Annotated in this window: 14 protein-coding genes; 4 read left to right on the forward strand and 10 right to left on the reverse strand. The window is 44.8% G+C overall.

Translation table 11 applies throughout. The features are described from left to right. Nucleotides 1-55: 55 nt before the first annotated feature. From LZG72_RS25145 to LZG72_RS25155, 3 genes are all read right to left on the reverse strand, one after another. On the reverse strand, nucleotides 56-2485 hold the full coding sequence (locus tag LZG72_RS25145; protein WP_233877902.1) for an ABC transporter permease: 2430 nt from the start codon (nucleotides 2483-2485) through the stop codon (nucleotides 56-58). A gap of 135 nt (nucleotides 2486-2620) precedes the next feature. After that, the gene (locus LZG72_RS25150; protein WP_233877903.1) at nucleotides 2621-5035 is read right to left on the reverse strand and encodes an ABC transporter permease; all 2415 of its coding nucleotides are present in this window, start codon (nucleotides 5033-5035) and stop codon (nucleotides 2621-2623) included. Between the two features lie 115 nt (nucleotides 5036-5150). Further along, nucleotides 5151-7550, reverse strand: coding sequence for an ABC transporter permease (locus LZG72_RS25155; RefSeq protein WP_233877904.1), 2400 nt, complete (start codon nucleotides 7548-7550; stop codon nucleotides 5151-5153). A 389-nt stretch (nucleotides 7551-7939) separates the two neighbouring features. On the opposite strand from LZG72_RS25155, the gene LZG72_RS25160 reads away from it, so the two are divergent. Continuing rightward, complete coding sequence (locus tag LZG72_RS25160; protein ID WP_233877905.1) at nucleotides 7940-9097, forward strand: hypothetical protein; 1158 nt, start codon at nucleotides 7940-7942, stop codon at nucleotides 9095-9097. Between the two features lie 21 nt (nucleotides 9098-9118). On the opposite strand, the gene LZG72_RS25165 is transcribed toward LZG72_RS25160, so the two are convergent. The 4 genes from LZG72_RS25165 to LZG72_RS25180 form a co-directional block, all read right to left on the reverse strand. Then, entirely contained in the window at nucleotides 9119-11500 is a 2382-nt protein-coding gene (locus tag LZG72_RS25165; RefSeq protein WP_233877906.1) for an ABC transporter permease, read from the reverse strand. 150 nt (nucleotides 11501-11650) lie between these two features. Then, the gene (locus tag LZG72_RS25170) at nucleotides 11651-14020 is read right to left on the reverse strand and encodes an ABC transporter permease (protein ID WP_233877907.1); all 2370 of its coding nucleotides are present in this window, start codon (nucleotides 14018-14020) and stop codon (nucleotides 11651-11653) included. Nucleotides 14021-14141: 121 nt separating this feature from the next. Continuing rightward, nucleotides 14142-16574 (reverse strand): ABC transporter permease, encoded by a 2433-nt coding sequence (locus LZG72_RS25175; protein WP_233877908.1) that lies wholly within the window; start codon nucleotides 16572-16574, stop codon nucleotides 14142-14144. A gap of 109 nt (nucleotides 16575-16683) precedes the next feature. Then, entirely contained in the window at nucleotides 16684-19086 is a 2403-nt protein-coding gene (locus LZG72_RS25180; protein ID WP_233877909.1) for an ABC transporter permease, read from the reverse strand. A 347-nt stretch (nucleotides 19087-19433) separates the two neighbouring features. Between LZG72_RS25180 and LZG72_RS25185 the strand changes: the two genes are divergently transcribed. Then, on the forward strand, nucleotides 19434-20639 hold the full coding sequence (locus tag LZG72_RS25185) for an ATP-binding protein (RefSeq protein ID WP_233877910.1): 1206 nt from the start codon (nucleotides 19434-19436) through the stop codon (nucleotides 20637-20639). A gap of 62 nt (nucleotides 20640-20701) precedes the next feature. On the opposite strand, the gene LZG72_RS25190 is transcribed toward LZG72_RS25185, so the two are convergent. Then, the gene (locus LZG72_RS25190) at nucleotides 20702-23143 is read right to left on the reverse strand and encodes an outer membrane beta-barrel family protein (RefSeq protein ID WP_233877911.1); all 2442 of its coding nucleotides are present in this window, start codon (nucleotides 23141-23143) and stop codon (nucleotides 20702-20704) included. A gap of 240 nt (nucleotides 23144-23383) precedes the next feature. Then, the gene (locus LZG72_RS25195; protein ID WP_233877912.1) at nucleotides 23384-23722 is read right to left on the reverse strand and encodes a DUF6249 domain-containing protein; all 339 of its coding nucleotides are present in this window, start codon (nucleotides 23720-23722) and stop codon (nucleotides 23384-23386) included. Nucleotides 23723-23873: 151 nt separating this feature from the next. Between LZG72_RS25195 and LZG72_RS25200 the strand changes: the two genes are divergently transcribed. Further along, entirely contained in the window at nucleotides 23874-24425 is a 552-nt protein-coding gene (locus LZG72_RS25200; RefSeq protein ID WP_233877913.1) for an RNA polymerase sigma factor, read from the forward strand. Nucleotides 24426-24433: 8 nt separating this feature from the next. Then, the gene (locus LZG72_RS25205) at nucleotides 24434-24955 is read left to right on the forward strand and encodes a hypothetical protein (RefSeq protein WP_233877914.1); all 522 of its coding nucleotides are present in this window, start codon (nucleotides 24434-24436) and stop codon (nucleotides 24953-24955) included. A gap of 50 nt (nucleotides 24956-25005) precedes the next feature. On the opposite strand, the gene LZG72_RS25210 is transcribed toward LZG72_RS25205, so the two are convergent. Next, nucleotides 25006-25380, reverse strand: coding sequence for a hypothetical protein (locus LZG72_RS25210; RefSeq protein WP_233877915.1), 375 nt, complete (start codon nucleotides 25378-25380; stop codon nucleotides 25006-25008). Nucleotides 25381-25571: the final 191 nt, after the last annotated feature.

The raw sequence follows: 25571 nt of genomic DNA on the forward strand, positions 1-25571 counted from the left end.
GTAAAAAGGGATTAGATTTCTCCCCTCTCCTTTTCTCCCATTCCTCCTAAAATATTCATTCACTTCTCAACGTCTTCACCGGATCCAGCAATGCGGCGCGGATTGCTTGGTAACTTACTGTCATTAATGTCAATAGTAATGCGCCGGAACCGACTGCGGCGAAAATCCACCAGGATATTTCTGTGCGGTAATTGTATTTCGACAGCCATTCTTGCATGGCGTATAAGGAAATGGGAATGGAGAGAATGGCGGATAGGGTCACCAGTAATGCAAAATCCTTTGAAAGCATTTGCCAGAGATTTGCTACAGAAGCACCGAGCACTTTCCTGATCCCGATTTCCTTGGTGCGCTGCTCCGCTACAAAAGAGGCCAGTCCAAAAAGTCCGAGACAGGAAATCAGGATAGCGAGAAATGAGAAGAATCCGGATAGCTTGCCAATGCGTTCTTCGGCCCTGAACTTCGCCTCATATTCCTGGTCGGCGAATTGATATTCAAATGGAGTTCCCGGTGTGAGCTTTTTGAAAACGGCTTCAATTTTAGGCAATGCAGCGCTGGTGCTTACATGAGGGTTAATCTTGATATTAATCCAATTTGAATCCCCGAAAAGGAAGAAAACAGTTGGTTTGATCTTCTCAAAAGGCGATTCCATGACCATATCCTTCACCACACCAAGGATCTTGAAATGCTTTTGAATATCATTGGTCATCCATTTGCTTTTCCAGTCGATCGTTTGCCCGATTGCTTCACCCACTTTCTGTCCCGAAAAACCCAGAAGTTTCGCAGCCGTTTCATTAATCACAAAACCAGCCGAATCGGAGGCAAATGCCTTTGACAAATTCCTCCCGGCCAGAAACTCCCAGCCAACCGTTTTGGCATATTCCGGTGTAACGGTAAGCGTAGCAAAATTATCGGTTCCCTGCTCATTCCCTTTCCAGGTAAACCCGTCATTCGCACTCCACACACCCGTTGTGGGGCTCTGGGATAATGCAACTTCGGAGACGACGCCGGTATTTTTAAGTTCGGATTGGATCAGTTCAGTTTTGCTGGAAAATTCGTCCGTCCGCATGGAGACCATCATCAGCCCATCACGGGAATAGCCGACCGGACGGTTTTTGGCAAATTGGACCTGGCTATAAATGATAATGGTACAGATCACCAGTGTAATGGAAACTGTAAACTGCATGGAGACCAATATCTTACGCGGCAAGGAAGCAAATTTGCCGAAATGGATCGTCGTACCTTTTAAAACTTTTACCGGCTGAAAGGAAGTCAGGTACAATGCGGGGTAACTTCCCGCGAGTAAGCCGGTAATGAAAATAAAACCCAGACTGAATAACCAGAAATAGGCATTCGACCAGGGAATGGTCATTTGTTTGACAGCCAGCTCATTAAACCAGCTTAAAGAAACTGCGGCAAGGAATAGCGCAATGCCAAATGCGATAAAAACGACCACAAAAGACTCGCTGAAAAACTGTCCGATCAGTTGCCCGCGGAGTGAGCCGATCGCCTTGCGGATACCTACTTCCTTCGCCCGCTTTTCGGAGCGCGCAGTGCTCAGGTTCATGAAATTGATACAGGCGAGCAGCAATACGAAAAAGCCGATCAGCGCCACAAGCCATACATATTGCACCGGCCCGCTATCCGGCACACCGTTTCTGAAATTCGAATACAAATGCCAGTTGCTCATCGGATGCAGCCACATTTCCGGGTTTGTAGCTGCCTCTTCTTTCATATTATCCATATGACGGATCGCATTCAATTCCGAGTCGCGGATCGCAGCGGAAGCTTTGGCGAAGCTGGTTTCGGGTTTTATTTCTACAAAAACCCAAAGCGCATGATTATCCCATTTCTTTTTCGACATGTGGGCATTCGTCGCCAGGAAATAATCCCAGGTCGACAGAAACTGAATGTCATGGAACCTCGCATTTTGCGGCAGGTCTTTATAGATCCCGGTCACCCGCACATGCTTGTCCGTATCGATCTTAACAAGCTGGTTTAATGGATCGGTTTTGCCAAAAAGAACCTTTGCCGTGGATTCAGAAAGCAAAATGGACTGCATTTCCTTTAATCCAGCCCAGGAGCCGGCGAGCATTTCCAGGGAAAACATTTCAGGTGCAGCCTGTTCCATAAACAGCCCCTTTTTTGATACTTTATTCTCTCCGGCAGACAGCACATAGTCACTGGTTTGCGTGGATGCAACGATGTGTTTGAAGCTTTCTCCGTAATTCGTTTTCAGCTCATTTACGAATGGGAACGGAAGCGATTTCGAAGTCTCTTTTTCGCCATGTATCTCCTGGCTTTGTATTATCTGCGCGATGCGGTCGTAATTTTTATGATACTTGTCGAATGACAGCTCATCAAAGATCCAAAACCCGATCAACATGGCCACAGCCATACCAATAGCCAGCCCACCGATGTTAATGGCAGAGTAGCCTTTGTTTTTGATAAGGTTGCGGAAGGAGATTTTGAGGGTGGTTTTGAGCATGGTTTTTTGGGCTGTTAGCTGTTAGCGTTTAGCGATTAGCGTTTAGCGTTTAGCGTTTTAGCGTTTAGTTATTTGTGTTGTTGTTTAAAAAGCTAACAGCTAATGGCTGTTAGCTAATAGCTAACAGCTGATTGCTCATCCGATACTCCTAACTGGATTCCTCAACGCTGCCTTTACTGTCTGATAACCAATTGTAATCAATGCCATTGCAATCAGCATTGTGCCGGCGATGATGAAAATCTGCCAGGAAATGGTTGTTTTGAATGCGAAATTGTTCAGCCATTTATCCATTGCCCACCAGGCCAGCGGCGAGGCGATGAGAATGGAAATGAAAACGAGTTTCAGAAAATCGCCGGACAATAGTGTCGTAATGCTGAATATGGAAGCGCCCAGTACTTTGCGGATGCCGATTTCTTTGGTGCGCTGCTCCGCTGTGAAAGTAGCGAGCCCGAACAATCCCAGACAAGCAATGAAAATCCCGATGAATGCGAAGTAGCTGATCAGTTGTGAGGTACGTTCTTCTTTTTCATAGTTTTTTTGAAAGTCCTGATCCAGAAAAGAATACTGAAACGGTGTGTTCGGGTTTACCTTTTGCCAGATCTGACCAATCTTCCCGATCAACTTCGAATATTCACGGGTTTTCACATTTACGATCAGGTAACTGTTTGCCGCACTGAAAAACGGCGAAATCGTGAGAGCGAGCGGCCGGATTTCCTTTTGTAAGCCTTCAAAATGATAATCCTTGACCACACCAATGATGTTCATCGCAATACGCTTGCCCTGAAAATCATAATAGATATTCTTCCCAACTGCATTGTCGGGGGTATAGCCCAGTTTAGCTAATGCAGTTTCATTCAAAACGACGGCATTCGAATCGGCTTTGAATTCCTCAGAAAATCCGCGGCCTTTCAGAAGCTGTATTCCGAGTGTACGCAGGTAGTCGTTTTCAATGTTGGCCGTGCTGATCTCAAAATTCTCCACACTCGCTTTTCCTTCGCCGTAGAAAAGCATTCCCTGCACGTTTTCAATACCCGGATAGGTAGATCCTTTGGCAGATGAAATTACTTCCGGATCGTTAGCCAGCTCGTTTTTCAGGACTTTCAGGTTCGTACCGGCTTCGATGCTTTGTAGTGGGAAAATGAGTTTTTGAGTTTTGTCAAAACCAAGATTCCGGTTGCTCAGGTAATCCATTTGCCGGCCTATGAGCAGGGCTCCAAGAATGAGGATCATTGAAATACTGAACTGAAAAACCACCAGGCCTTTTCGGATCATCACCACAGAAAAGCTACTTTTCAATCTGCCTTTTAAAACCGAGATCGGGGTAAACGAGGCGAGATAAAATGCCGGGTACAAGCCTGATAATAAGCCGGTAAGCAATGTGAGGGCCAGCAGCCAGGAAAATATTTCAGGATGATCGAACAAGGAAAGCGTCTTGCCGGTGACCTGACTGAATAATGGCGTGAGCGACTGAATGAGAACAAACGAAATCACCAGAGCCAACAAGCTCATTAATATGGATTCACCTAAAAATTGTCCGACCAGACTACTTTTTACCGCGCCGATCGTTTTTCTCAACCCCACTTCTTTCGCCCGCTTTTCACTTCTCGCGGTACTCAGGTTCATGAAGTTAATGCAGGCAATAAACAGCAAAAAGGCTGCTACCGAGCCAAAAATGTAGAGGTATTTGACATTGCCATTTGGCGCAATCTCAAATTCGAAGTTCGAATGGAGGTAAATGTCCTGCAAAGGTTGGAGGAACAAGGTTTTTGTATAACCCGCCGCTTTGAATTCCTGAATACCGTTTCGTTCAAAAAAATCACTCAGTTTGCTTTCAAATGACTCTGGATCAGCAGCTTTTTTTAATTTGACGTAGGTATGAAACACGCTGTTATTTGCCCAGCTGGTCTGGCTTTTCACCCATTGCCCCACGTCGCTGTTATTCATCGAAAGTAACATGTGTGCCGGAATGTGCGACTTCCCACCCTGACTATCAAACACGCCTTTTACGGTATAACTACTCTCGCCGAATGGCAATGTGACTTTAATGACTTTATCAACGGGGTCCGTATTACCGAAAAGTTTGGAAGCAATTTCCTCGGATATAACAATGGAGTTGGGCTGGTTGAATGCAGTTAACTTGCTGCCGTATTTGAAGTTGTAATTAAAAAGCTGGAAAAAAGTCGAGTCGACATAATATCCGTTTGTTTCGTAAAATTTCTTTTGGTTTGGCTCATAATTGAGCAGAAACTTGTCCACACCTGGCATTCTTAAAAGCCGCGTCACCTGCTCTACTTCCGGGTAATCTTTCTTCAACCCGCCTGCAACGGGAGCCGCAGCTGCCATCCACTTCTCGCCTTTCACTTCGGAAGCAACCCTGAAAATACGTTCCCCATCCGCAAATTGCTTGTCATAACTGGCCTCATCGATCACATAGAGGCATATCAACATACAAGTAGTAATCCCCATCGCCAGACCAAGAATATTGATCAGGCTGTAAACCTTGTTGTTAGCCAGGTTGCGGAGGGCAATTTTGAAGTAGCTTTTGATCATAAAAAAAGGTTAAAATGGACGAAGGGGATGAAGGGACAAAAGGGATGAAGGGACAAAAGGGATAAAGGATAAATGAGAAGACTTTCCTTTTTCCCTCCTCCCGTTCCTCCATTTTTCATTCGCTTCTCAACGACTTCACTGGATTTATTAATGCGGCTCTGATTGCCTGGTAACTTACGGTTGCGATGGTGATTAGCATGGCACATCCGGCTGCTGCGGGGAAGATCCACCATTGCACGGTCGTGTGATATTTATAAGTTAAAAGCCAGTCGTTCAGGAAGTAATAGGCGATCGGGCTGGCGATGATGCAGGAAATAACGACCAGTACCACAAAGTCCTGGGACATTAATTGCCACAGATTCAGAATGGACGCGCCCAGCACTTTGCGCACCCCGATTTCTTTCACACGTTGCTCCGCCACAAATGAAGCCAGACCGAACAAACCGAGACAGGATATAAAAATGGCCAGTCCGGCGAAAATGGCGGCCAGTTTTCCGATGCGTTCCTCGGAGGCGAATTTCTTCCCAAACTCTTCATTTACAAACTTGTATTCGAAAGGTGCAGCCGGAACATGTCTTTTCAAAACCGACTCAACGACCGCAATGGACCCGGTCGCACTTTTTTCCGGACTTAGCTTCACAGTCATAAAGTTGGTTGCCTTGCCGGTGAAGTAAAAGACCTGTTTTACAGGCTCATATGGTGACTCCATGAGCATATCCTGGATTACCCCGATAATCGTGAAAAACTCCGCCTCTTTTCCATAACCCCATTGTACCACTTTGCCGACCGGATCTTTAATACCCATGAATTTTACGGCAGCTTCGTTTAAGACCACCGCAGTCGAATCCGTTAAAAATTGCTTCGAAAAATCGCGGCCTTCTTTGAATTTCCAGCCAACGGTTTTCCCAAAATCTTTGGTCACCCATACGGTACCGAAATCAGCCTGCAGGTTCGGGTCCATACCTTTCCAGCTAAATCCGCCATTGTTCGACCAAATCCCGGTAGGTGGGCTGGACGACAATGCAACGTTGGCAATCGCACCCGAACTCATCAGCTCTTCCTGGATCACATCCGCTTTCTGCGCAAACTCCGGAGCAGCAACGGTGGTCATAATCAAGCCATTGTGATCATAGCCGATCGGACGGTTTTTGGTATGCTGGATCTGTTGATAAACAATAACGGTACCGATGATCAGCGTGATGGAAACTGTAAACTGGACCACAACCAGCGCCTTCCTGGGAACGGCAGTAAACCTCTCAGATCTGATTACTCCTTTTAATACTTTGACCGGCTGAAATGAAGAAAGGTACAATGCCGGATAACTCCCTGCCAGCAGGCCGGTTGTAAAGATAAATGCGGCGCTGATAAACCAGAAAACGGGCTGTGTCCAGGGGAATTCGATTTTCTTGGATGCAATCTCGTTAAATGCCGGAAGCAGGTTGGTCGCCAGCACTATGGCGCAGAAAAATGCGATGGTCACCACCAGAAAAGATTCGCTGAAAAACTGGCCGATAAGCTGGCTGCGCAGGGAGCCCACTGCTTTCCGGATCCCGACTTCTTTTGCCCGTTTCTCGGACCTGGCGGTACTGAGATTCATGAAATTGATACAGGCTAGTAGCAAAACGAACAATCCAACAATGGAAAACAGCCAGACATATTGTATAAACCCGCTCGTATTCTCTCCCTCGACCCAGTTGGAACGCAGGTGCCAGTTTTTCATCGGATGAAGGAAAATCTCCGGCTTCGAGGCGATCTCATCCTTTTTCATCCGGTTGAGTTTTACGAATTTGATCTTGGCACTCAACTTTTCCACATCCACGTGATCCGCAACTTCGGCATAGAGCTGATAGGAATTGTTATCCCATTTAGCTTCATCCCGCGACTTTTTAGCCCACGGTTGTGATGCAATAAAAAGCTCCCAGGGAACGATCATGGTCAGGTCCCGGAACTCTGAATTAAATGGAAGGTCTTTATAAACTCCCGTTACCCGCACGTCCAGCTTGTTGTCCATTTTAATCACCTTTCCCATGGGTTCGGCTGATCCAAACAGAGCTTCGACTGTTTTCGCGGACAGCATAATGGAGTTGGTTTCTTTCAATGCACTGTAATCGCCTTTCACCATTTCCAGGGAAAGCATTTCAGGCATTTCCACATCCATGTAATTTCCCGGTTTCGAGATTTTTTTGTCCCCATAAGAAAGGATATGCCCGCCCGGCCAGGAAGACATCGCCAGATGTTTGAAGTCCGCGCCGTACCGGTTGCGGAGTTCCGTAACCAGCGGCATGGGGATCGACCGCTCGGTTCCTTTGCTTCCATTAAATGACTGGTGCTGCATCACCTGCACAAGCCGCTCATAATTGCGGTGATACCGGTCGAAAGTCAGTTCATCATAAACCCACAGCCCGATCAGCATCGCTACCGACATGCCAACTGCCAGTCCGCCGATATTAATGGCAGAATATCCCTTGTTTTTCTGCAGGCTGCGAAAAGCGATTTTGAGGTAGTTTTGGAGCATGGGGGCTGTCGGCTTTCAGCTGTCGGCTGTCGGCCTTTTTTAGGATTAAAAAATCACTGACAATTCGATTTGATAGCAGACGGCCGCGAGCCGATAGCCAACCTCTTGTATACGCCCCAGGTCAAATAGCTTGCCAAGATCAGAAATACATTTAACCTATTAATACTCAATATTTTAAACAAAAAACCATTCAAATCTTCTTGTTCAGTATCGAACAGTATTTGTCCGGTTTGGAACAAAGAATTGGCTGCATTCTCTTTTCATATTTGTTGGAATTCCGTACGCAGGTTCATCTTTAGTTTTAACTTGCTGCCGGTTACATGTAAATGCCCCTCATTCCATCATTATCGTATCAAAGGTTTAAACCCCGCCCTGTTAAACATCATTGTATGAAAAGACGATTTTACTATTTTACCTTTCTGTTTTTATTAATTCAATTACTTAGTTCCGTTGAGCTCAGCGCGCAAGGCAAGTTGGTTGAAGGTTACATCATCACCAATACAAAGGATACCATTCGTGGGTTGGTCAGAGATGAAGGTTGGATGGAAAGTCCCGCACTGATTCGGTTCAAGGCTGCAAACGAACCGGAAGAAGTGGAGTTTTTCACCAAAGATATTCAGGCGTTCGGTATGGAGACCGCCAAAAGTATCTATAAAAGCAAAAGAATTGGCTTATTGAATATTTCGCTAGACCAAATCTATAAAACCGCGCCTTCGTTACAAACCAGGGATTCGGTCGGTCTTTTTTTGCAGGAAATCGTAGCAGGTGAAAAAGCAACTTTGTACGAGTATGTAAACGCCGCGGAACAATCTCACTATTTTGTCGAGAAGAATAACCAACTGACAGAACTTTACAACTACCCGTTTTACAAAGAAGTTGACAACAAAAAGTATCTGTTGACCTATGACGAGTACAAAAGACAGCTGGCAGAAATGTCCAGGGATGCTCCTAAATTTAAAACCCCGGTCCCCGCATATCAGGAAAAGCATTTAAAGCAATACATCGAAAAGTATAACCAGTCGTTTTCGGACATAAGCACCATTTACAAAGCAGAAGATAACGGGTTGACTTATGATCTGGATTTCAACGCCGGGTTTGAAAATTGGAATGGAAATGCTTTGAACATCAAAAACAAATTTACTTATGGAGTAGGGATCAGGGTTAATCTTCCCCGCAGATTTCAAAACCGTTATCTCAAATTTAACATCTTCCTCACACCGAATGTGCTGATCAGTTATGATCGGAATTACACTGAGGAAACATTCCTGAAAACATTTGAAGTAGCATTCGGGAGCTATATGGGATCAAGTAAAATACGGCCCTATCTTGGCTTTCATTACAGCGGAGTATATCAAAATCATAGGGAAATGTTCCTTGGAATGCAGGGAGGTATTAGCTATAACCGACGCATTAACCTTGAAATAGGACATTTTGCAAATTTCTATTCCGTTTTCTCAGAATCCGGTTTTTTTACCGCCCCGCGAATTAGTCTCCATTATTTTCTCGATTTAAATAAAGTTGTTGCTGGTTTGAAAAGGAAGAAGTGAGAAGTAAGAAGCCTTTGGCTGTTACTCACTCCGCAAACTCTTCACCGGGTTCATTAATGCTGCTTTGATAGCCTGGAAACTTACTGTGAGAATGACAATCAGGAGCGAGGATAATACGGTGATAACGAATACTCCCGGGCCAATGGTAATCCGGTAGTCGAAGTCCAGCAGCCATTGTTGCATTGCATACCAGCCGATGGGCGCTGCAATGCAAAAGGAAATCAGGATAAGTTTTACGAAATCATTGGTAAGCAGCGCAATTACGCTGGTTACGGACGCGCCGAGTACTTTTCTGACACCAATTTCCTTGGTACGTTGCTGGGCAGTGTAGGCGGCGAGGCCGAACAATCCCAGGCACGAAATGAAAATCGCCAGACCTGTAAAAATTCCGGTAAGTGTTCCAGTAAGCTGCTCCTGGGCGAACCTGGCTTTGTAGGAATCATCCGCAAAAGAATATTCAAACGGATATCCGGGGTTGAATTTTTTGAAAACCACCTCGGCTTTTTTCAGATTTTCGGCAACGGTATTTTTGGGATTCAATCGCATACTCAGCCATTGATGCGGGATCGCCCCGCCCGGACCAGATATAATTGCCGGTTTCACCGGCGCATAAGGTGATTCGTAGATAAAGTCTTTTACTACCCCCACCACGTGCCAGTCTATGTTTTGATAGTTGACAACCATACCGACCGCGTTTTTCAAACGCATTGCTTTTACAGCTGTTTCATTCAGTACAATGGCAGTAGAATCGGTCGGGAATCCGGCAATGTCAATTTCCCTTCCTTCCAGCAATGTTACGCCGGTAGTTTTGACGAAATTCTGATCTGCACCGAACAGGTCGAACTCGACGTTTTTATCCGTTTCCACACTACCGGGAAATGCGACGCCCCACTGGCGGGTGTTTAAGCACATAGCCGGGCCCATCGATTTGGTTGCCGAAACCACCGCCCCGCTGGCGATCAATTCCCGACAGACCAATTGGTAATTCTCTTCCAGCTGACCTGCCAGTACTGTGATCAATAAATTGTTTTTATCATACCCATTGTCGCGCTGCTGCCCGTAATCGATCTGGTTACGGATCACCAATGTTGAAATAATGAGAATGATCGCAAACGAAAATTGCAGTACAACCAGGCCTTTTCGAGGCGAAAACGCCGCATTACCCTGTTTGTAAATGCCTTTAAGTACTTTGGCAGGTTGAAATGACGAAAGAAAAAAGGCGGGATAACTTCCGGCCAGAAGGCCAGTAAAAAGAACGAAACCAACAGCGGAAAGCCAGAAGTATGGGGAGTCAAAACCGGGACTGAGACGTTTTCCGACCAGATTACTGAATGCGGGCGTTAAGGCGAAAATGGCCAGAGTCGCACCTAAACCCGCAATGAATGCGAGCATAACCGACTCAGTAATGAATTGTAAAACGAGTGAACCTTTGGGCGCGCCGGCCACTTTTCGGACTCCGACTTCTTTTGCACGTTTTTCACTTCGGGCCGTGCTCAGATTTACAAAATTGACGCAGGCAATCAGCAGGATAAATGCGGCAATGATCCCGAAAAGTCGAACGGTAACAATGCCGCCGTCCACCAATCGTCCGTTTTCAACTTTGGAATATAAATGCCATTTACTTGCAGGATGAAGAAAAATTTCCCGGTTAGCGACGTTATCAATCGCGCCTTTCAGATGATTTGCCGTGACTTTTTTAATCTTTTGATTGACCAATGCCTCCGAAACTCCTTTTCTTAAAGCAACGAATGTGAGGTAGTTGTTGGAGTTCCATTCCATGGTTGCCCAGCCAGGTTTTACAAAGTAGCTCCACGGCAATAAATAGTCTACCCCATTGAACTGGCTATTTTGCGGAAGGTTTTCTATAACACCCTGCACCATGAAATTATCTTTATGATCCATCTGAATGGTTTTACCAATCACATCCTGCGTCCCGAAAAAGCTTTCCGCGAGTTTTCTGGTAATGACAATGCCATTCGTTTCCTTGAGTAATTGCTTCTTATTTCCGGAGATTACTGGAAAATCAAATATCTCGAGGAAGTCCGGATCGGCAAAAGCTCCGCGGGCATTCACATTTTTATCTTTTTCGGACAAAAGCAACGTCAAGGGCGCATAACGTGTCGCACCTTCGATATCGGGGAAGGTAGCTTTCAATTCAGGTGCGAGCGGCGGCGGCGTAGATCCCCAGACCATCGGTTCGCCATTGAAAGCATCGCGGTTGTAGATCTGGTAAATCCGGTCCGCTTTCGGATAAAAACGATCAAACTGCAGTTCACTTTGAATCCACAAAAAGATCATAACCGAAGCAGCCATGCCTACCACCAGGCCGGCAAGATTAATAAATGCATACCCTTTGGCCCGTATCAGGTTCCGCCAGGAGATTTTGACATAGGTTGTGAGCATGGTTATTTGGCTGTTTGGCTGTTAGCTATTAGCTTTTGGCTGTTAGCTTTAGCTCTTGTTAATTCACTTATATGAATGACCTATAATTCGCTGCTTAAAAGCTATTGTAAAAAAGCTAATGGCTAACAGCTAATAGCTACAAGCTAACCCCTACACCCCCTTCAACGACTCCACCGGGTTTACCAATGCTGCTTTTATACTTTCGAAACTAATTGTCACTAGTGCTATTGCGATGGACGACGTACTGGCGGCCAGGTAAATCCACATTGGAATGGTCATTCGATAGGTAAAATCCTGTAACCATTTATCCATGAAATAACCGGCAATGGGTAATGCAATGAGGATCGAAATCAGTACGAGTTTTATGAAATCTTTGGAAAGTAATGCAACGATGCCTGCCACCGAGGCGCCTAATACTTTCCGGATTCCGATTTCCTTGGTCCGTGTTTCGGCTGTGAATGTAACTAGGCCGAACAATCCCATGCAGGCAATGAAAATCGCAACCCCCGTGAAAATGGAGAACATCTTCGACATTCTGATTTCGGTCGCAAAAGTCTCATTGAATGCGTCGTTCAGGAAGTAGTATTCATAGGGCTTTTCCAGCTCGTATTTTTTGAAAATTTTCCCGATCGCTTCGACCTTTTCCTGAATGTTAGCTTTGGTATCCAGTCTCGCATATATGACGCCACGTGCCCCACCTGCATTGAAAAGATTGGTGGTGTCGCCCATTACGAACAGCCCCAAACCGCGTTTTTCATGTCTGGGAGAATCGTATTCGAAATCCCGGACGATCCCGGCGATCTCACTATTATTTACTTTCTGACCGATGGGATCCCCTTTTATGCCCAGTTCCTCGATCGCCATTTCATTAAGGAGCACGTAGTTCCGGTTTTTGTAATTTCCGGCAATCGGGGCTATTTTAAATTTGAGATCGAGTGTATTCACGAAGTTTTTATCCGTGACCATACTGACTAAACCCACGTCCGCCTTGGTGGTGAAATGCTTCACAAACCACAAGTTGTACCCTTTGAAAAGCCCCGAATTTGTCGCCGAGACGCTGATTACCCCGGCCTGATCCCTAATTTCATCCCGTAATGGGAAATAGTGCTTTTGCAATGACTGCGTGATCGGGATTGCCAGAACCTGGTCTTTGTACAGTCCGAGTTTTTTGTTTTGCATAAAACTGACCTGATTTCTTACCACGAGACTGCAGACAATGAGCGCAATGGAAACCGTAAACTGAAACACCAAAAAACCCTTGCGTAAAGTCGCCCCGCCCCGGCTTCCTGAAAACCGGCCTTTCAATACTTCCAATGGGCTAAAACGCGATAGGATCAATGCCGGATAACTTCCCGCCAGTAATGCAGTAATGGCCAGCAATGAAGCGAGCAGGCCGATAAACGAGGGGGAAATCAGAAATGCGGTATCAATGCGCAGGTCTAGCAGATTGTAAAACGGCTGCTGCAGGATTTTAACAAAAATAAAAGCCAAGGCAAAAGAAATGAGACAGACTAAAACCGACTCGGTGTAAAACTGCTGCATCAGTCCTTTCCTTCCCGACCCCACCACTTTACGAACGCCAACTTCTTTGGCGCGTAAAGTTGCCCGCGCCGTGGTAAGGCTCATATAATTGAAAAGAGCCAGAAACAGGATCAGAACTGCAATTCCAGCAAAGATCGAGATCAGGCCCGAGTTGCCGGGACCGGAAAAATTATTCCCTAAATGAATGGTAGCGAGCGGTTCCAGCGCATAAGTCGCCGTTTCTCCAAATGCTTCTTTCTCTTTATTCTGCTTTTGAATGAGTTTTTCAACTACCGGAATGGATTTCTCCGAATCAAGTAAAAGGTACGTGAGGAAAACGCCGTAGGTATCGAAATTGCTTTTGTTTTGCTCACTCAGCTGGGGATAAGTTGCGACCGACGTGATAAAATCAAAGTCCAGGGTGGAGTTGGAAGGCGGGGCTTCGGCGATACCTGCAATTTGCATCTGATGTTTTCCCTCGTACAAAAGCGTTTTCCCGATCGGATTTTCATTGCCGAAATACTTCTTTGCAATGCGTTCGGATATAATGAGTGTAAATGGCTTTTCCAGAATGGATTTCGCATTTCCTTCTTTTAATTTAAAAGAAAATACATCGAAAAAAGAAGGATCGGTAAACATGAAATGCTCCTCGTAGAAAAGCTGATTATTCTTCGGATTACGGATCACCACTTTATCATAGGAAGGCAAAACCCTCACAAAATCCTTCACATTTGACCCTGAAGATTTCAAAGCCGGTCCGAGATTCGGCGAAAAACCGGTCAGCTGCAGATCATTCCCATTCATCTTGACCTTCGACAAAATCCTGAAAGTCTTTTCGTGATTCGCATGAAATTTGTCGTAACTGAATTCATGCATGACAAACAGCAGTATCAAAACCGAAACCGCCATCCCCAAAGCCAGCCCGACAATGTTGATCAGCGAATAGGTTTTATTCCTGAAAAGGTTTCGAAAAGCGATTTTGAGATGGTGGGTTAGCATGCTTTTTTTTGGCTAGTGGCTTTTAGCTTTTAGCTTTTAGCTTTTTTATAGTGTAATTATTCTGTGCCTACTTACTCAAATTGATAAAAGCTAACAGCTAACAGCTAATAGCCAACAGCCCCTACTCACTCTTAAGCGACTTTACGGGATTCATCAACGCGGCTTTGATGCTTTGGAAACTGACTGTTGTAAAGGCAATTACTGTCGCCATGAATGCGCCCGCGGCGAACATCCACCAACTGATGCTGATTTTGTATTCGAAATCCTGCAGCCATTTATCCATCACATACCAGGCGACCGGTGACGCGATTACGACGGCGATAAATACCAGGATTAAAAATTCTTTGGAAAGCAAGCCTACAATACCAGCGACCGACGCCCCGAGCACTTTTCTGACACCGATCTCTTTCATACGCTGCTGCGCCATAAACGTGGCCAGACCAAACAATCCGAGGCAGGCGATGAAGATCGAAAGTCCGGCAAAAATCTGGTATAAGAGGCTCAACTGTTTTTCCTGTTTGTAAAATTCTTCAATGCTTTCATCGAAAAACTTCCCCTGAAATGCGACCTCAGGAAAGATCTTTGCATATGCTTTTTCAATGGTTTCAACAGCTTTGGTCAAATTACCGGTGCGGATCTTGATCCCTCCCTTCCAGTAAAATTCCGGCATTGGTGCAAGCATCATGGGTTTGGCCTCGTCGCGCGCAGAATTAGCCTTAAAATCCTTGACAACGCCGACGATCGGCTGCCATTTCCCGCGACCAAGCTGGATATTCATACCAATCGCATCCTGCGGGTTTTTCACCCCCACCTTTGCAAGAAGAGTTTCATTTACTATGCACGAACCGATCGAGTCGCCTTTTGCGTACCCTTTTCCTGCGACGAATTGCAAGCCATAAGTTTTCAAATAATCCTCATCGGCGAATTTGTAGAAAATCTGAAAATCTTCATCCTTACCCCGGTTTCCAAATGCAAAATTCCCCGACCAGTTATCGTCGGAAGATGGGACATCGGAAGAAAAACTGACGGACTGAATGTCGGGATTGCTGATCAGTTCATTTTTAAATGCTTGTAGACGGCTGTTATATGCATCGTCGAGCGCGACGGTATAGACGCCTTCCTTTACAAAACCAAGATCCAGGTCTCTCACGAAATTCATTTGCGTGATCGTCACAATAGTGCCTACCACCAGGATCTGCGAAACGCCAAACTGCACGATAATCAGCAGTTTTTGTAGAGAAACCCCACCGAGCGAGCGGGTACCAACCTTACTTTTGATCGCCTCGATCGGCTGAAAACCAGACATAACCACGGCTGGATAAAACCCGGCAATGAAGCTGACCAACAGTGCGAGTGCCAGCACAAAAAGCCACAAACCCGGATTACTCACAACCGGCAGCCCGGCCGGAACTTCGGAAATGCGACCGAGCAGCGGCATGCACAACATGGCCATAACCACTCCCAGTGTAACCGAAAACGTAACAATCAGGAATGTTTCGCTTAAAAACTGGCGCATGAGTTCCCTCCGGCTGCTTCCCAGCACTTTTCGCACGCCTACTTCTTTCGAGCGGCGCGCAGACTGCACGGTGGCCAGGTTAATGAAGTTGATACACGCCATCGAAATGATCAGAATTCCGATCACGACCAGGGTCCAGAGTACATTTTTGCTGATCGTGTGATCGGAGTAGTTGCTGAGCTTGCTATCAAAATGCAATTCGGATAACGGGCTGAGAAACTGGGAGATTTTAGCGTTGTTACTTTTGTCTTTATAATGTTTGTCAATAAACTTAACAAACTGATCTTCAATAGATTTAACCGAGACCTTTTCTGGTAAGAGAATAAAAAGCTGATCGTTGCTGCTGGTGCCACCCCAGCTGTCGAAACCACCCCAGCCAAATGCAAGCGGCTGTTTCCGTTTTGATTCGTATGAAATAACAATATCGGTCGGAAAATCCGTATTCAAGGGCGGATTTGCCAGGATACCACCCACTTTCATGAGGGTTTTGTTATTGATCTTCACATACTGACCCACCGCATTTTGCCAGTTGCCGAAGTATTTCTCCGCTTTTCTCTGAGAAAGCACGATGACATTTGGTTCGGCCAGCACGGTTTTAGAACCCATTAACCAGGCAAAATCAAACAAATCGAAAAATTCGGGAACGGTAACTAAGCCCTCGTTGTCTTCCTTGAATTTTTTATCATCCACCTGACTCTCAGTGCGTTGCCCCAGCACAGTTACCTGCGGGTCGACCGTGCCGTAAACGGGGACAATCTTTCCAAGCTGCGGGATATCGACCTTTAATGCAGCTTCGTACGGAAGTGGACTGCCCGGAGTATAATCGATCTGCCCGTTTGCAAATTGTGTTTTCCGGACAATGCGATAAATCCGGTCGTAGTTTTTGTGAAACTTATCAAAACCTGATTCATGGTGAAAAACGACGTACAAAAGCAGACAAGCCGCCACACCAACAGAAAGTCCAAGGATATTCAGAACGGTATAATTCCGATAGCGGACCAGAGCCCGGAAAGCGATTTTTAGGTGGTTTTTGAACATGGGTGTTATGGCTTTTAGCTATTAGCCTTTAGCTGTTAGCTTTTTTGTTTAAAACATTTTCCTGTTTTTTTCAAATAGCTAAAAGCTAACTGCTAATAGCTAACAGCTCCTATTCACTCCTAAGCGACTTTACGGGATTCATCAATGCTGCTTTGATACTTTGGAAACTGATTGTGAATAGTGCGATGGCGATGGAGACGAAACCTGCCAGTGCAAATACCCACCAGTTTATTTCAGTATGATATGCAAAATCCTGCAGCCAGTTGCGCATTCCGTACCAGGCCACCGGCGAGGCGATGACGATGGCGATTAATACCAGTTTCAGGAAATCCTGTGACAAAAGCGTTACAATGCTGCCCACAGATGCACCAAGTACTTTTCGGACGCCGATTTCTTTGGTACGCAGCTCGGCCATAAACATCGAAAGACCAAGTAATCCCAGACATGAAATGAAAATGGCAATGCCTGCGAATATTCCAAAAAGCAGCTGCTGCGTTTGTTCCCGCGCATAAAGCTGGCCGAATCGCTGATCCAGGAATTCATATTGAAATGGAATTTCAGGAAAACGACTTTTCCATACGGATTCAATGTGGCCAATCGCCCGTTTCAGGTTAGCACCGGCGACATGAACCGAAATCCTGCTCAATCGTCCAGGCTGGTTGAACATCGCGATCGGCGCGACTTTCTGGTGCAGGGATTCAAAATGATAGTCTTTTGTTACACCAATAATCTGGCCGCGAACTTCTCCGTATCCAAACCGATCGCCAATTGCATCTGCCGGATTTTTGTATCCGAGTAACTTCACAGCCGTTTCGTTTAACACAAAACCGGACGTTTTGTCGGTCGAATAATCTCGCGAGAAGTTCCGGCCAGCGGCCATTTCAATCTGATAAGCCGGGATAAAATCTTCATCCACGGACAGCGATTTAATGGTAATATCCGCCGGTGCCAGCGAATCACCTTTCATTACATACGCTTCCCAGGAATCGAGCAGACGCCCGGAAGGGATGCGTGAAGAACGGCCCACCTCTTTAATACTGTTATCTTCTTTGAACCGTTGTCTGACGCTTTCGAAATTAGTCGCAGAATCGTCCGGCATATTGAATGTAATGATCTGATCTTTTGAATATCCCAGCTTGTAATTCCGGATGTAACGCATTTGATTATAAACAACTGTAGTGCTGATAATGAGCACAACCGCGATCGCAAACTGGATTACAACCAGGCTCTGGCGCAACTTCCCGTTTTTTAATGCAGAGGCAATTTTCCCTTTCAAAACACTGATCGGCTGGAAAGATGTCATGAAAAATGCGGGATAACTTCCTGCTATCACTCCTGTAAAAAGGGTAATCCCTAGCAGGATCGTCAGAAAAACGGGATCAAGCAACGCATTGATTGTCAATTCTTTTTGAGTAAAATTATTCAATGCGGGCAGGCAAAGTACCACCAGCAACAAGGCCAGCACCACCGACACAAACACCAGAATAATGGACTCGCTCAGAAACTGATTGATCAGCTGCGAACGTACGGCTCCGATCACTTTTCGCATACCTACTTCCTTGGCCCGGGTCGCAGATTTGGCAGTCGCCAGGTTCATGTAATTGATACAGGCTATAATCAATATAAAAATCGCGATCGCCGAGAACAGATATACATATTGAATGTCCCCATTTGCTTCTATTTCTGAATCCAGGTGTGAATAAAGGTGGATATCAGTCAGTTTCATCAAATTCAATACGGAGTATGTTGACGCATTTTGGTCAATATGTTTGTTTTGAAATGCAGGGAATGCCTTGGTTAGCTTTTGAGGGTCATAACCCGGGGGCAGAAGCAAAAAAGTCGAAAATGAGTTGTTCCCCCAATTGTTACGAAGCCCCTCGGCACCGTAAACGCGTGGGTCATTCAGGGTAGAAAATGATATAAGGAAACTGGGATGAAAATGAGACTGTGCCGGAAGTGGCTCAAAAACGCCTGTAACGGTGTAATCCAGCTGGTTATCCAATCTTACAATCTTACCGATCGGATCTTCTTTTCCAAAATACTTCTCAGCCATAGGCCTTGAAAACATAATGGAAAACGGATTTTCCAATGCTTTGTCGGGATTACCTTCCTCGACGTTGAAAGTAAAAACTTTGAATAGGTTCTTTTCGGCCGCGAACATGTTTTCCTCCTGAAAAGACTTCTCCTTGTATTTCACCAGTGAGCTGGCATCAAGCATCCTCACAACCTGCTCCACCTCCGGAAAATCCTGCTGGATCAATGGCCCGAATGGCGGTGCCGCATGCCCCAATCGCAGCGATTCCGTTCCATCTTTTGACAGGAACGTTCTCGACAAACGATAAATCCGGTCGGCGTTTTTGTGGTAACGATCGTAGCTCAGTTCGTCTTTGACATAAATGGCCAGAAGCAAAAAACAGGTAAGTCCAAGAGCCACACCGGATATGTTGATAAAACTGAAAGTCTTATGCTTAAAAAGCGTCCTGATTGCGATTTTGAAGTAGTTACGGAGCATAAGTTTGTTTTGGCTGTTAGCTTTTAGCGATTAGCTGCTAGCTATTTTGTTATTATCTTAAAATAAGAACTGTCCGGCTCAAAAGCTAATGGCTGATAACCAGAAGCTAACGCACAGCTTTCCAGAAAGACAATAAATTTATGCCACTCTCGTAACTAACTCAAATACAGAAATTTACTATAATTTATACGTCCGAAATCGAACAGTTTTGTTTCGGATGAACGCGAACCTGGCAAGTCTTGAAGACTTACCAGGTTTGCCGACCCATCATACCTGTCCGATAGTAATAGACAAAATTGTTTGATAGAAATAGACAAGTTTGTATTTTTGTATCAAATACTTTCAAAATGATACTTAAATCAGTTCTCGCGCATGTGATGGATGCGCAGAAAGCGAACCTGGATATTCTGGATACCGGCCTCAAACGAGAAACACTTGACACGCTGCCAAACATCACTTCCCATGCCCTAATTGTATCTGGCATAAGACGTTGTGGTAAAAGTACTTTGCTATATCAGTTACTAAAGGAAAAATATTCTGCAGCACTTTACCTCAACTTTGAAGATACCCGACTTTATGATTTTGAGCCGAACGACTTTACCCGACTTGACTCCATTATTAAGGATTCAGAAACGAATGTTTTGTTTTTTGACGAGATACAGATCATAGATCGCTGGGAAACGTATGTGAGACAAAAACTTGACGAAGGTTGTAAAGTGGTGATCACTGGTTCGAATGCTTCGCTATTAAGCCGTGAGCTGGGTACTAAATTGACGGGCAGACACATTACAAAGGAACTGTTCCCATTCTCATACAATGAATTTAAAGCTTTTCGAAAAACTGAATCAACCGAAGAAACTGTTCTCGCTTACCTCCACACCGGTGGTTTTCCTGAGTATGTAAAATTCGGACTGGAAGAAGTGCTGCATCATCTTTTTGAAGACATACTGATCAGAGATATTGCAGTTCGTTATGGAGTCCGTGATGTAAAAACGTTGCAGAGGCTTGCGTTATACCTGGTCTCGAATGTGGGTAAACTTGTGACGGGCAACCGCTTAAAGAGCTTGTTTGAAGTAGGGTCGACAAGTACGATCATGGATTATCTCTCGCATCTTGAATACACCTACCTCTTTCATTTTATCCCGAAATTCAGCTCTTCGGCTAGAAAGCAACTTGTGAACCCCCGGAAAATATACGCGGCCGATACCGGTATGGTTAATGCTAATTCGGGATCGTTTTCCGACGATTTCGGACTAAAGTTCGAGAACATGGTGTTTTTGCATTTACGCAGGGATTTCAGAGAGATCTACTACTTTTCCGAAAAAGGGGAATGCGATTTTGTAGTGGTACAAAAAGGTACTGTAATAAAATTAGTGCAGGTTTGCTATGAATTATCAGCTGACAATCTGGACCGCGAGCTGGACGGATTGTTTGAGGCGATGGATTTTTTTAAACTAAAAGAAGGGTCTTTGATTACACTTCATCAAAGCGACCTGTTTGAAAGAAATGGGAAGGTGGTAAAAGCAATTCCTTCATACGATTTTTTGGGGTAAAAAAAATTAAAAAACTTGGCAAGTCATGAAGACTTGCCAAGTTTGCTACTACCAACTACTAACTAACTTCCGCTCTGCACATCGTCGTTACGAATGCCTCTTTTATTCTTTTTAATGGCTTCTTTCAGCTTTCCAAATTTGTAGTTAAGACTAAAATTGAAGGTCCGGAAATAATCTCTTCGGTAATCAACCTGATCGAAATCCGGGCCAGACGTGACGCGCCGGAAGTTTCTGAACTTGGTGAATGGGTTGTTGGCTGCCGCCGAAAGGGATAATTTATCCTTAATAATATCTTTGCTGACACTCACCGAATAGCTTGTCATTGAATTGTTTATGCCTTGTAAATTGATACTCCGGCCGTTGAAATTCAGATTTGCATTAACCCGCCAGTCCTTTTCGAGGCGATAGCCCGTAGAAGCCGAGATCTGGGACATAATGCCTTGGTTTGTAACCGGAATGTTGTTTACAACTCCCTGCACTTTTCCGTGTGCAGCACGCATATTCAGACTGAAATTCCACTTTTTTGTGATCGGATAATTCACGTTCAGCATCGTCATGATCAGGCGGGCGGTGCCGGTGTTCTCAAAAGAATTACGGGTAATCTTGGTTTCCGGATTGTACACTGCGACCTGGAAGATCAGATCGCGGAATGCAGTGACGCCCACCCCGAAATTCACGGAAGCCTTTTTGTTAATACTATACCCCAGCTGCACGTCATTCACAAATGCGGGGCGCAAATTCGGGTTACCGGTCCTTTCGAAATTCGGGTTTGACCGGTCTATGAACGGATTGAGCTGCCAGATACCAGGTCGCTGGATCCGCTGCGAATAACCCAGGTTCAACGCATTGTTATTTTTTAATTTCCGGTTGATAGAAACAGAAGGTATGACATTAAAATAGTTCTGCCGCACTTTTGATTCCGTAGATATGAAATCCGCATCGACCACCGTCTGCTCAATGCGCACGCCCGCTTTAAAGGACCATTTTTTCAAATTGTACTGATAAGTATTATATGCCCCGAAAACGTTCTGGGTATTATTGAATTTGTTGCTCATCCCCGGACTGATCTGGTATTCGCCGCTTTCAGGATCATAAGTATCGTACTGAAAATCACTTCGGTTGTCCCGCATGATCCCTTTCAAACCAGCCTCAATGCTCCATTTGTTTAGAGGATATACATAATCAACCTGAAACGTATGCTCGGAAAAGCTTTGCGCGTTGATCTGCCGGTAATCTGGCAGGTCGAAATTTACCTGTTCGGAAATGGTCAGGTTGCTTTTGTTTTGGTTGTCGAAACCAAAATAGCGGTAAGAGAAAGTGAGGAGCCTGTTTTTATCAGCTTTGGCAGTTCTCTGAAAATTGACCGCGGCATCCAATCCATTGCCATCTCCCCAATTGATATTGCTGACCCGGTAAGCTTCCAGCACTTCCCCGCTCCGGCTTAGGCGCGAGCCCTGGTAACCCGAACCGTCAGATTTACTACCATTCACATTGATCTGGGCACTCAACAAATTCAGCGTATCAAATTCATAACTGACCTCATAGCCCACATACCCGTTTTTGTTATCTGATTTGGCAAGACCATCCTGAAATGTATCTGTTACCCCGTCACCAAAAGTGTTTCTGTCCACACGATTGATCGTCGAGGGTGTGCGGTACTGGCTTCCTCCCAAAAGTACGGTCATTCCCAGCTTTCCAAATTTAGCCGCAAACGACCCGCCAAATCCAGGCCCGCCGACAGGAAACCGCTCATTTACATTCACCGTTCCATTGTACCCGTTGTCGATCTTCTTGTGCGTGATGATGTTGATGATCCCCGCCAATCCTTCGGCGTCATACTTTGCAGGCGGCGTTGTAATCACTTCAATGCGATCAATGGACGATGCAGGCATGCTTCTCAAAACTTCCTTGTAACTCCTCTCCATCATGCTCGAAGGTTTCCCGTTTATCAGGATTTTGAAATCCGTATTTCCCTTTAACTGGATATTTTCGTCCGCATCCACAGCCAGATATGGCACTTTCCGCATCATATCGAGGACACTGTAAATCTTACTTTCAGGATCTGCCTGCAAGTCATAGGTGATCCGGTCAACTTCCTGTTTCACAATTTGTTTAACGCTTGTCACCGTCACTTCCTTTAATCCCACCACAGTTGAAGTCAGAGAAACGGTACCGAGATCCAGTCCGATTTTACTGCTGTCGCTGAGGTCTGCTTCCAACATTTTTGTTTTATAACCTACACCAACTATTACGACTGTATATTTTGCCGGTTTGAGCTTACCGAATGCAAATGTCCCATCCGTTTTGGTGAAATCAGCTTTCAGTGCTGTGGTTTTGTCGACCATCAGGTTCACCGTAATGAAGTCCATGGGTTTGTTGTTGGCGGAGTCTGTGACGATTCCTTTAATGTGGCCGCCTGCCGGTACCGATTGTGCGGAAGAAGTCTTGATACAAATCAGTCCTGAGATCAGGAGTGATAAGATGAACAGGAGTAATGTTTTCATAATGAAGATTTAAATGGCTAATAGATTCAAAAGGCAAAGAAATTCCAGCAAGAGATTTTGGCTCTTTTAAAACTTTGATACTAAAAATCAGATGGTAGTGGTGGTGTATTTAAAAATTGATCTCAATAGTCAGACGGACTAACAATACAAATGTATAGTAAGGTACTTTGTCATGCAAGGTACTAGGCGAAATTATTTTTACCGGATGGTGTATTATGCTTTTGAACGGAAAAATGAAAGCTAATCGTGGTTTTTTTTACTTAATTTCCTCTCTATGAAGAAATTGACAATGAGACTAATTCCCCCCAACAAAAATACCATTGCCAGAAAAGCGACGCCTTTACTGAAATCATAATAATGGTCCAGCCAGTTTCCCAATAAGATTCCGAGCGCTATACCAACAAAAAGCATCCCGAATTTTAATGTGGGATAAGATGTGTAATTTTTGTCCGATAAAATCGAAGCGTCAAGTCCCTTTTCAATCAGAGCGATACGTTCTCTGTGCCTCGACACAAGAAAAACATATACTATTCCGAAAATCGCCGAAAATGCCGCTACCGATATGATTACCCCATTCATGATGATTGAATTTAAATTGATGTTCTGCCCATTGGACAATACTCACGGATCAATGGTTACAGTTTCTTGCAAAAAATTATTAAAAAAAATTCATCTGAATTGTAACCAGGCAAACCACTATCCAGTCTCATCGAAAGCAAAGTATTGATACATGACCAGTAAGGATGACCAGGCTTATATCGAAAAGGTAAAACGAGGAGACCTGGCTTCCTACACGTATCTTGTTGATAAGTACAAAAACATGGCATTCACGATTGCCATGCGGATTTTGTCCGATTCGTTTGAGGCTGAGGACGTGGCGCAGGAAAGTTTCATAAAAGCGTATCTGCAGATTGGCAGCTTTCAGGGAAAATCCAAGTTTTCGACCTGGCTTTATACCATTGTGTATCGCACAGCGGTTTCCAAATTGCAGCAAGGAAAGTTTAAATTTGCCTCGCTGGATGACGAAATAGGTGAAGAGTATGCTTACGATTATTCGTCAAATGCGATCGAAAAATTACAGACCGCCGAGAGGGAAAAATTTGTAAAAGAAGCCATTCAAAGACTTCCAAAAGCAGAGTCAGTCGTAATTACGTTGTTTTATCTGAGCGAGAATTCGGTTGAGGAGATCAGCGAAATAACAGGGTTGTCCGCTTCAAACGTGAAAGTCAAGTTATTCAGGGCGAGGAAGATTCTCGAGAAAGAGTTACATTTCCTATTATAAAGACAGATATGGGGACTGAGGAAAATAAGAACGAAAACTTATCGAAACTGCTCCGGGCTGCCGGTGAGGAAAGAGCTCCGTTTCATTTTTCGGAGCATGTTTTGAAAGGTATTCAGACTGAACTACAAATCCAGGCAGCAACTGAATGGTCACTTAAACTGGTACTGATGCAGAATGCGATCGAACAACCCTCTGCCGATTTCGGGGTAAATCTCATTCATGAGCTCACCAAAGCGTCTTCGGTTCACTACAAGCCGATCATTTCTGTAAAAACATGGTTTGGAATTGCAGCTGCGGTAACGTTATTATTGCTCGCAGGCTATTTGTTCCCGTCGTCCACACCAGCAGCAATGCCGCAGTTCCTTGCATTCCTCGGCAAACGCACGCCATCAATCCTGGCTATCCCGGATATCCAAACAGGTACGTTGCATATCGGTATTCTGACGTTGATCGGCCTATCTGCACTAATATTGGCCGACTATTTTTTCCGCAACAAATTTTCGGTTAACAACAAACTAGCCAGATCCTGAGGGACCTGGCTAGTACTACATGGCTAATTTATTCTGACTGCATTTCTTGCTTATCCTCTCCACGTATTACGTTTTCCGGCATTCTGATAAGCGTACAAACGCTGACGCTGCACCGGAGTTAAAACGGAAAGGATCTCTTTTTCTTTTTGCATTTCCAGTCTCTGCACACTCTGGTAGGTGGATCTTCTGTTTGAAGACATCAGCCGGTCATATTGGTTCTCGATTTTCTTGATCTGGTTTTCCTGCTTGCGGGTAAGTCCGACGATCTTATCCAGTTTATTGATCTGGAACTCTTCATTGGAATTATCTACTCTCGAATTTCTCGAAGCGGTTGCCGGAATTTCATGGCTTTTGTAACGTTGGGCAAAGCCGTTTCCGATGGTCAATGTTACAATTGTCGCGATTGCTAAGATGGTCTTTTTCATGGTTTCTAAATTTAAAATTGTTCGTTAATGTAGGTTAGAGGCCATTTTCTCATTCAAGTTTAAACGACTTTAAGCGCAATCTACGAACTGGAAACAGTTACAGACAGTCACCCCATTTTAATCGACGAATGGTTACTTAATGCATTGCCAATCTGCATCTATTGTCTTCTGAAGTATCAACAATAGATAAT

Origin of the sequence: Dyadobacter sp. CY323 (assembly GCF_021390245.1) — a bacterium.
Classification (GTDB): Bacteria; Bacteroidota; Bacteroidia; order Cytophagales; family Spirosomataceae; genus Dyadobacter.

What these genes read in the sequence shown, in the direction of transcription:
- LZG72_RS25145 (WP_233877902.1), bottom strand. Translation starts at nt 2,485, where the DNA reads ATGCTCAAAACCACCCTCAAAATCTCCTTCCGCAACCTTATCAAAAAC.
- LZG72_RS25150 (WP_233877903.1), bottom strand. Translation starts at nt 5,035, where the DNA reads ATGATCAAAAGCTACTTCAAAATTGCCCTCCGCAACCTGGCTAACAAC.
- LZG72_RS25155 (WP_233877904.1), bottom strand. Translation starts at nt 7,550, where the DNA reads ATGCTCCAAAACTACCTCAAAATCGCTTTTCGCAGCCTGCAGAAAAAC.
- LZG72_RS25160 (WP_233877905.1), top strand. Translation starts at nt 7,940, where the DNA reads ATGAAAAGACGATTTTACTATTTTACCTTTCTGTTTTTATTAATTCAA.
- LZG72_RS25165 (WP_233877906.1), bottom strand. Translation starts at nt 11,500, where the DNA reads ATGCTCACAACCTATGTCAAAATCTCCTGGCGGAACCTGATACGGGCC.
- LZG72_RS25170 (WP_233877907.1), bottom strand. Translation starts at nt 14,020, where the DNA reads ATGCTAACCCACCATCTCAAAATCGCTTTTCGAAACCTTTTCAGGAAT.
- LZG72_RS25175 (WP_233877908.1), bottom strand. Translation starts at nt 16,574, where the DNA reads ATGTTCAAAAACCACCTAAAAATCGCTTTCCGGGCTCTGGTCCGCTAT.
- LZG72_RS25180 (WP_233877909.1), bottom strand. Translation starts at nt 19,086, where the DNA reads ATGCTCCGTAACTACTTCAAAATCGCAATCAGGACGCTTTTTAAGCAT.
- LZG72_RS25185 (WP_233877910.1), top strand. Translation starts at nt 19,434, where the DNA reads ATGATACTTAAATCAGTTCTCGCGCATGTGATGGATGCGCAGAAAGCG.
- LZG72_RS25190 (WP_233877911.1), bottom strand. Translation starts at nt 23,143, where the DNA reads ATGAAAACATTACTCCTGTTCATCTTATCACTCCTGATCTCAGGACTG.
- LZG72_RS25195 (WP_233877912.1), bottom strand. Translation starts at nt 23,722, where the DNA reads ATGAATGGGGTAATCATATCGGTAGCGGCATTTTCGGCGATTTTCGGA.
- LZG72_RS25200 (WP_233877913.1), top strand. Translation starts at nt 23,874, where the DNA reads ATGACCAGTAAGGATGACCAGGCTTATATCGAAAAGGTAAAACGAGGA.
- LZG72_RS25205 (WP_233877914.1), top strand. Translation starts at nt 24,434, where the DNA reads ATGGGGACTGAGGAAAATAAGAACGAAAACTTATCGAAACTGCTCCGG.
- LZG72_RS25210 (WP_233877915.1), bottom strand. Translation starts at nt 25,380, where the DNA reads ATGAAAAAGACCATCTTAGCAATCGCGACAATTGTAACATTGACCATC.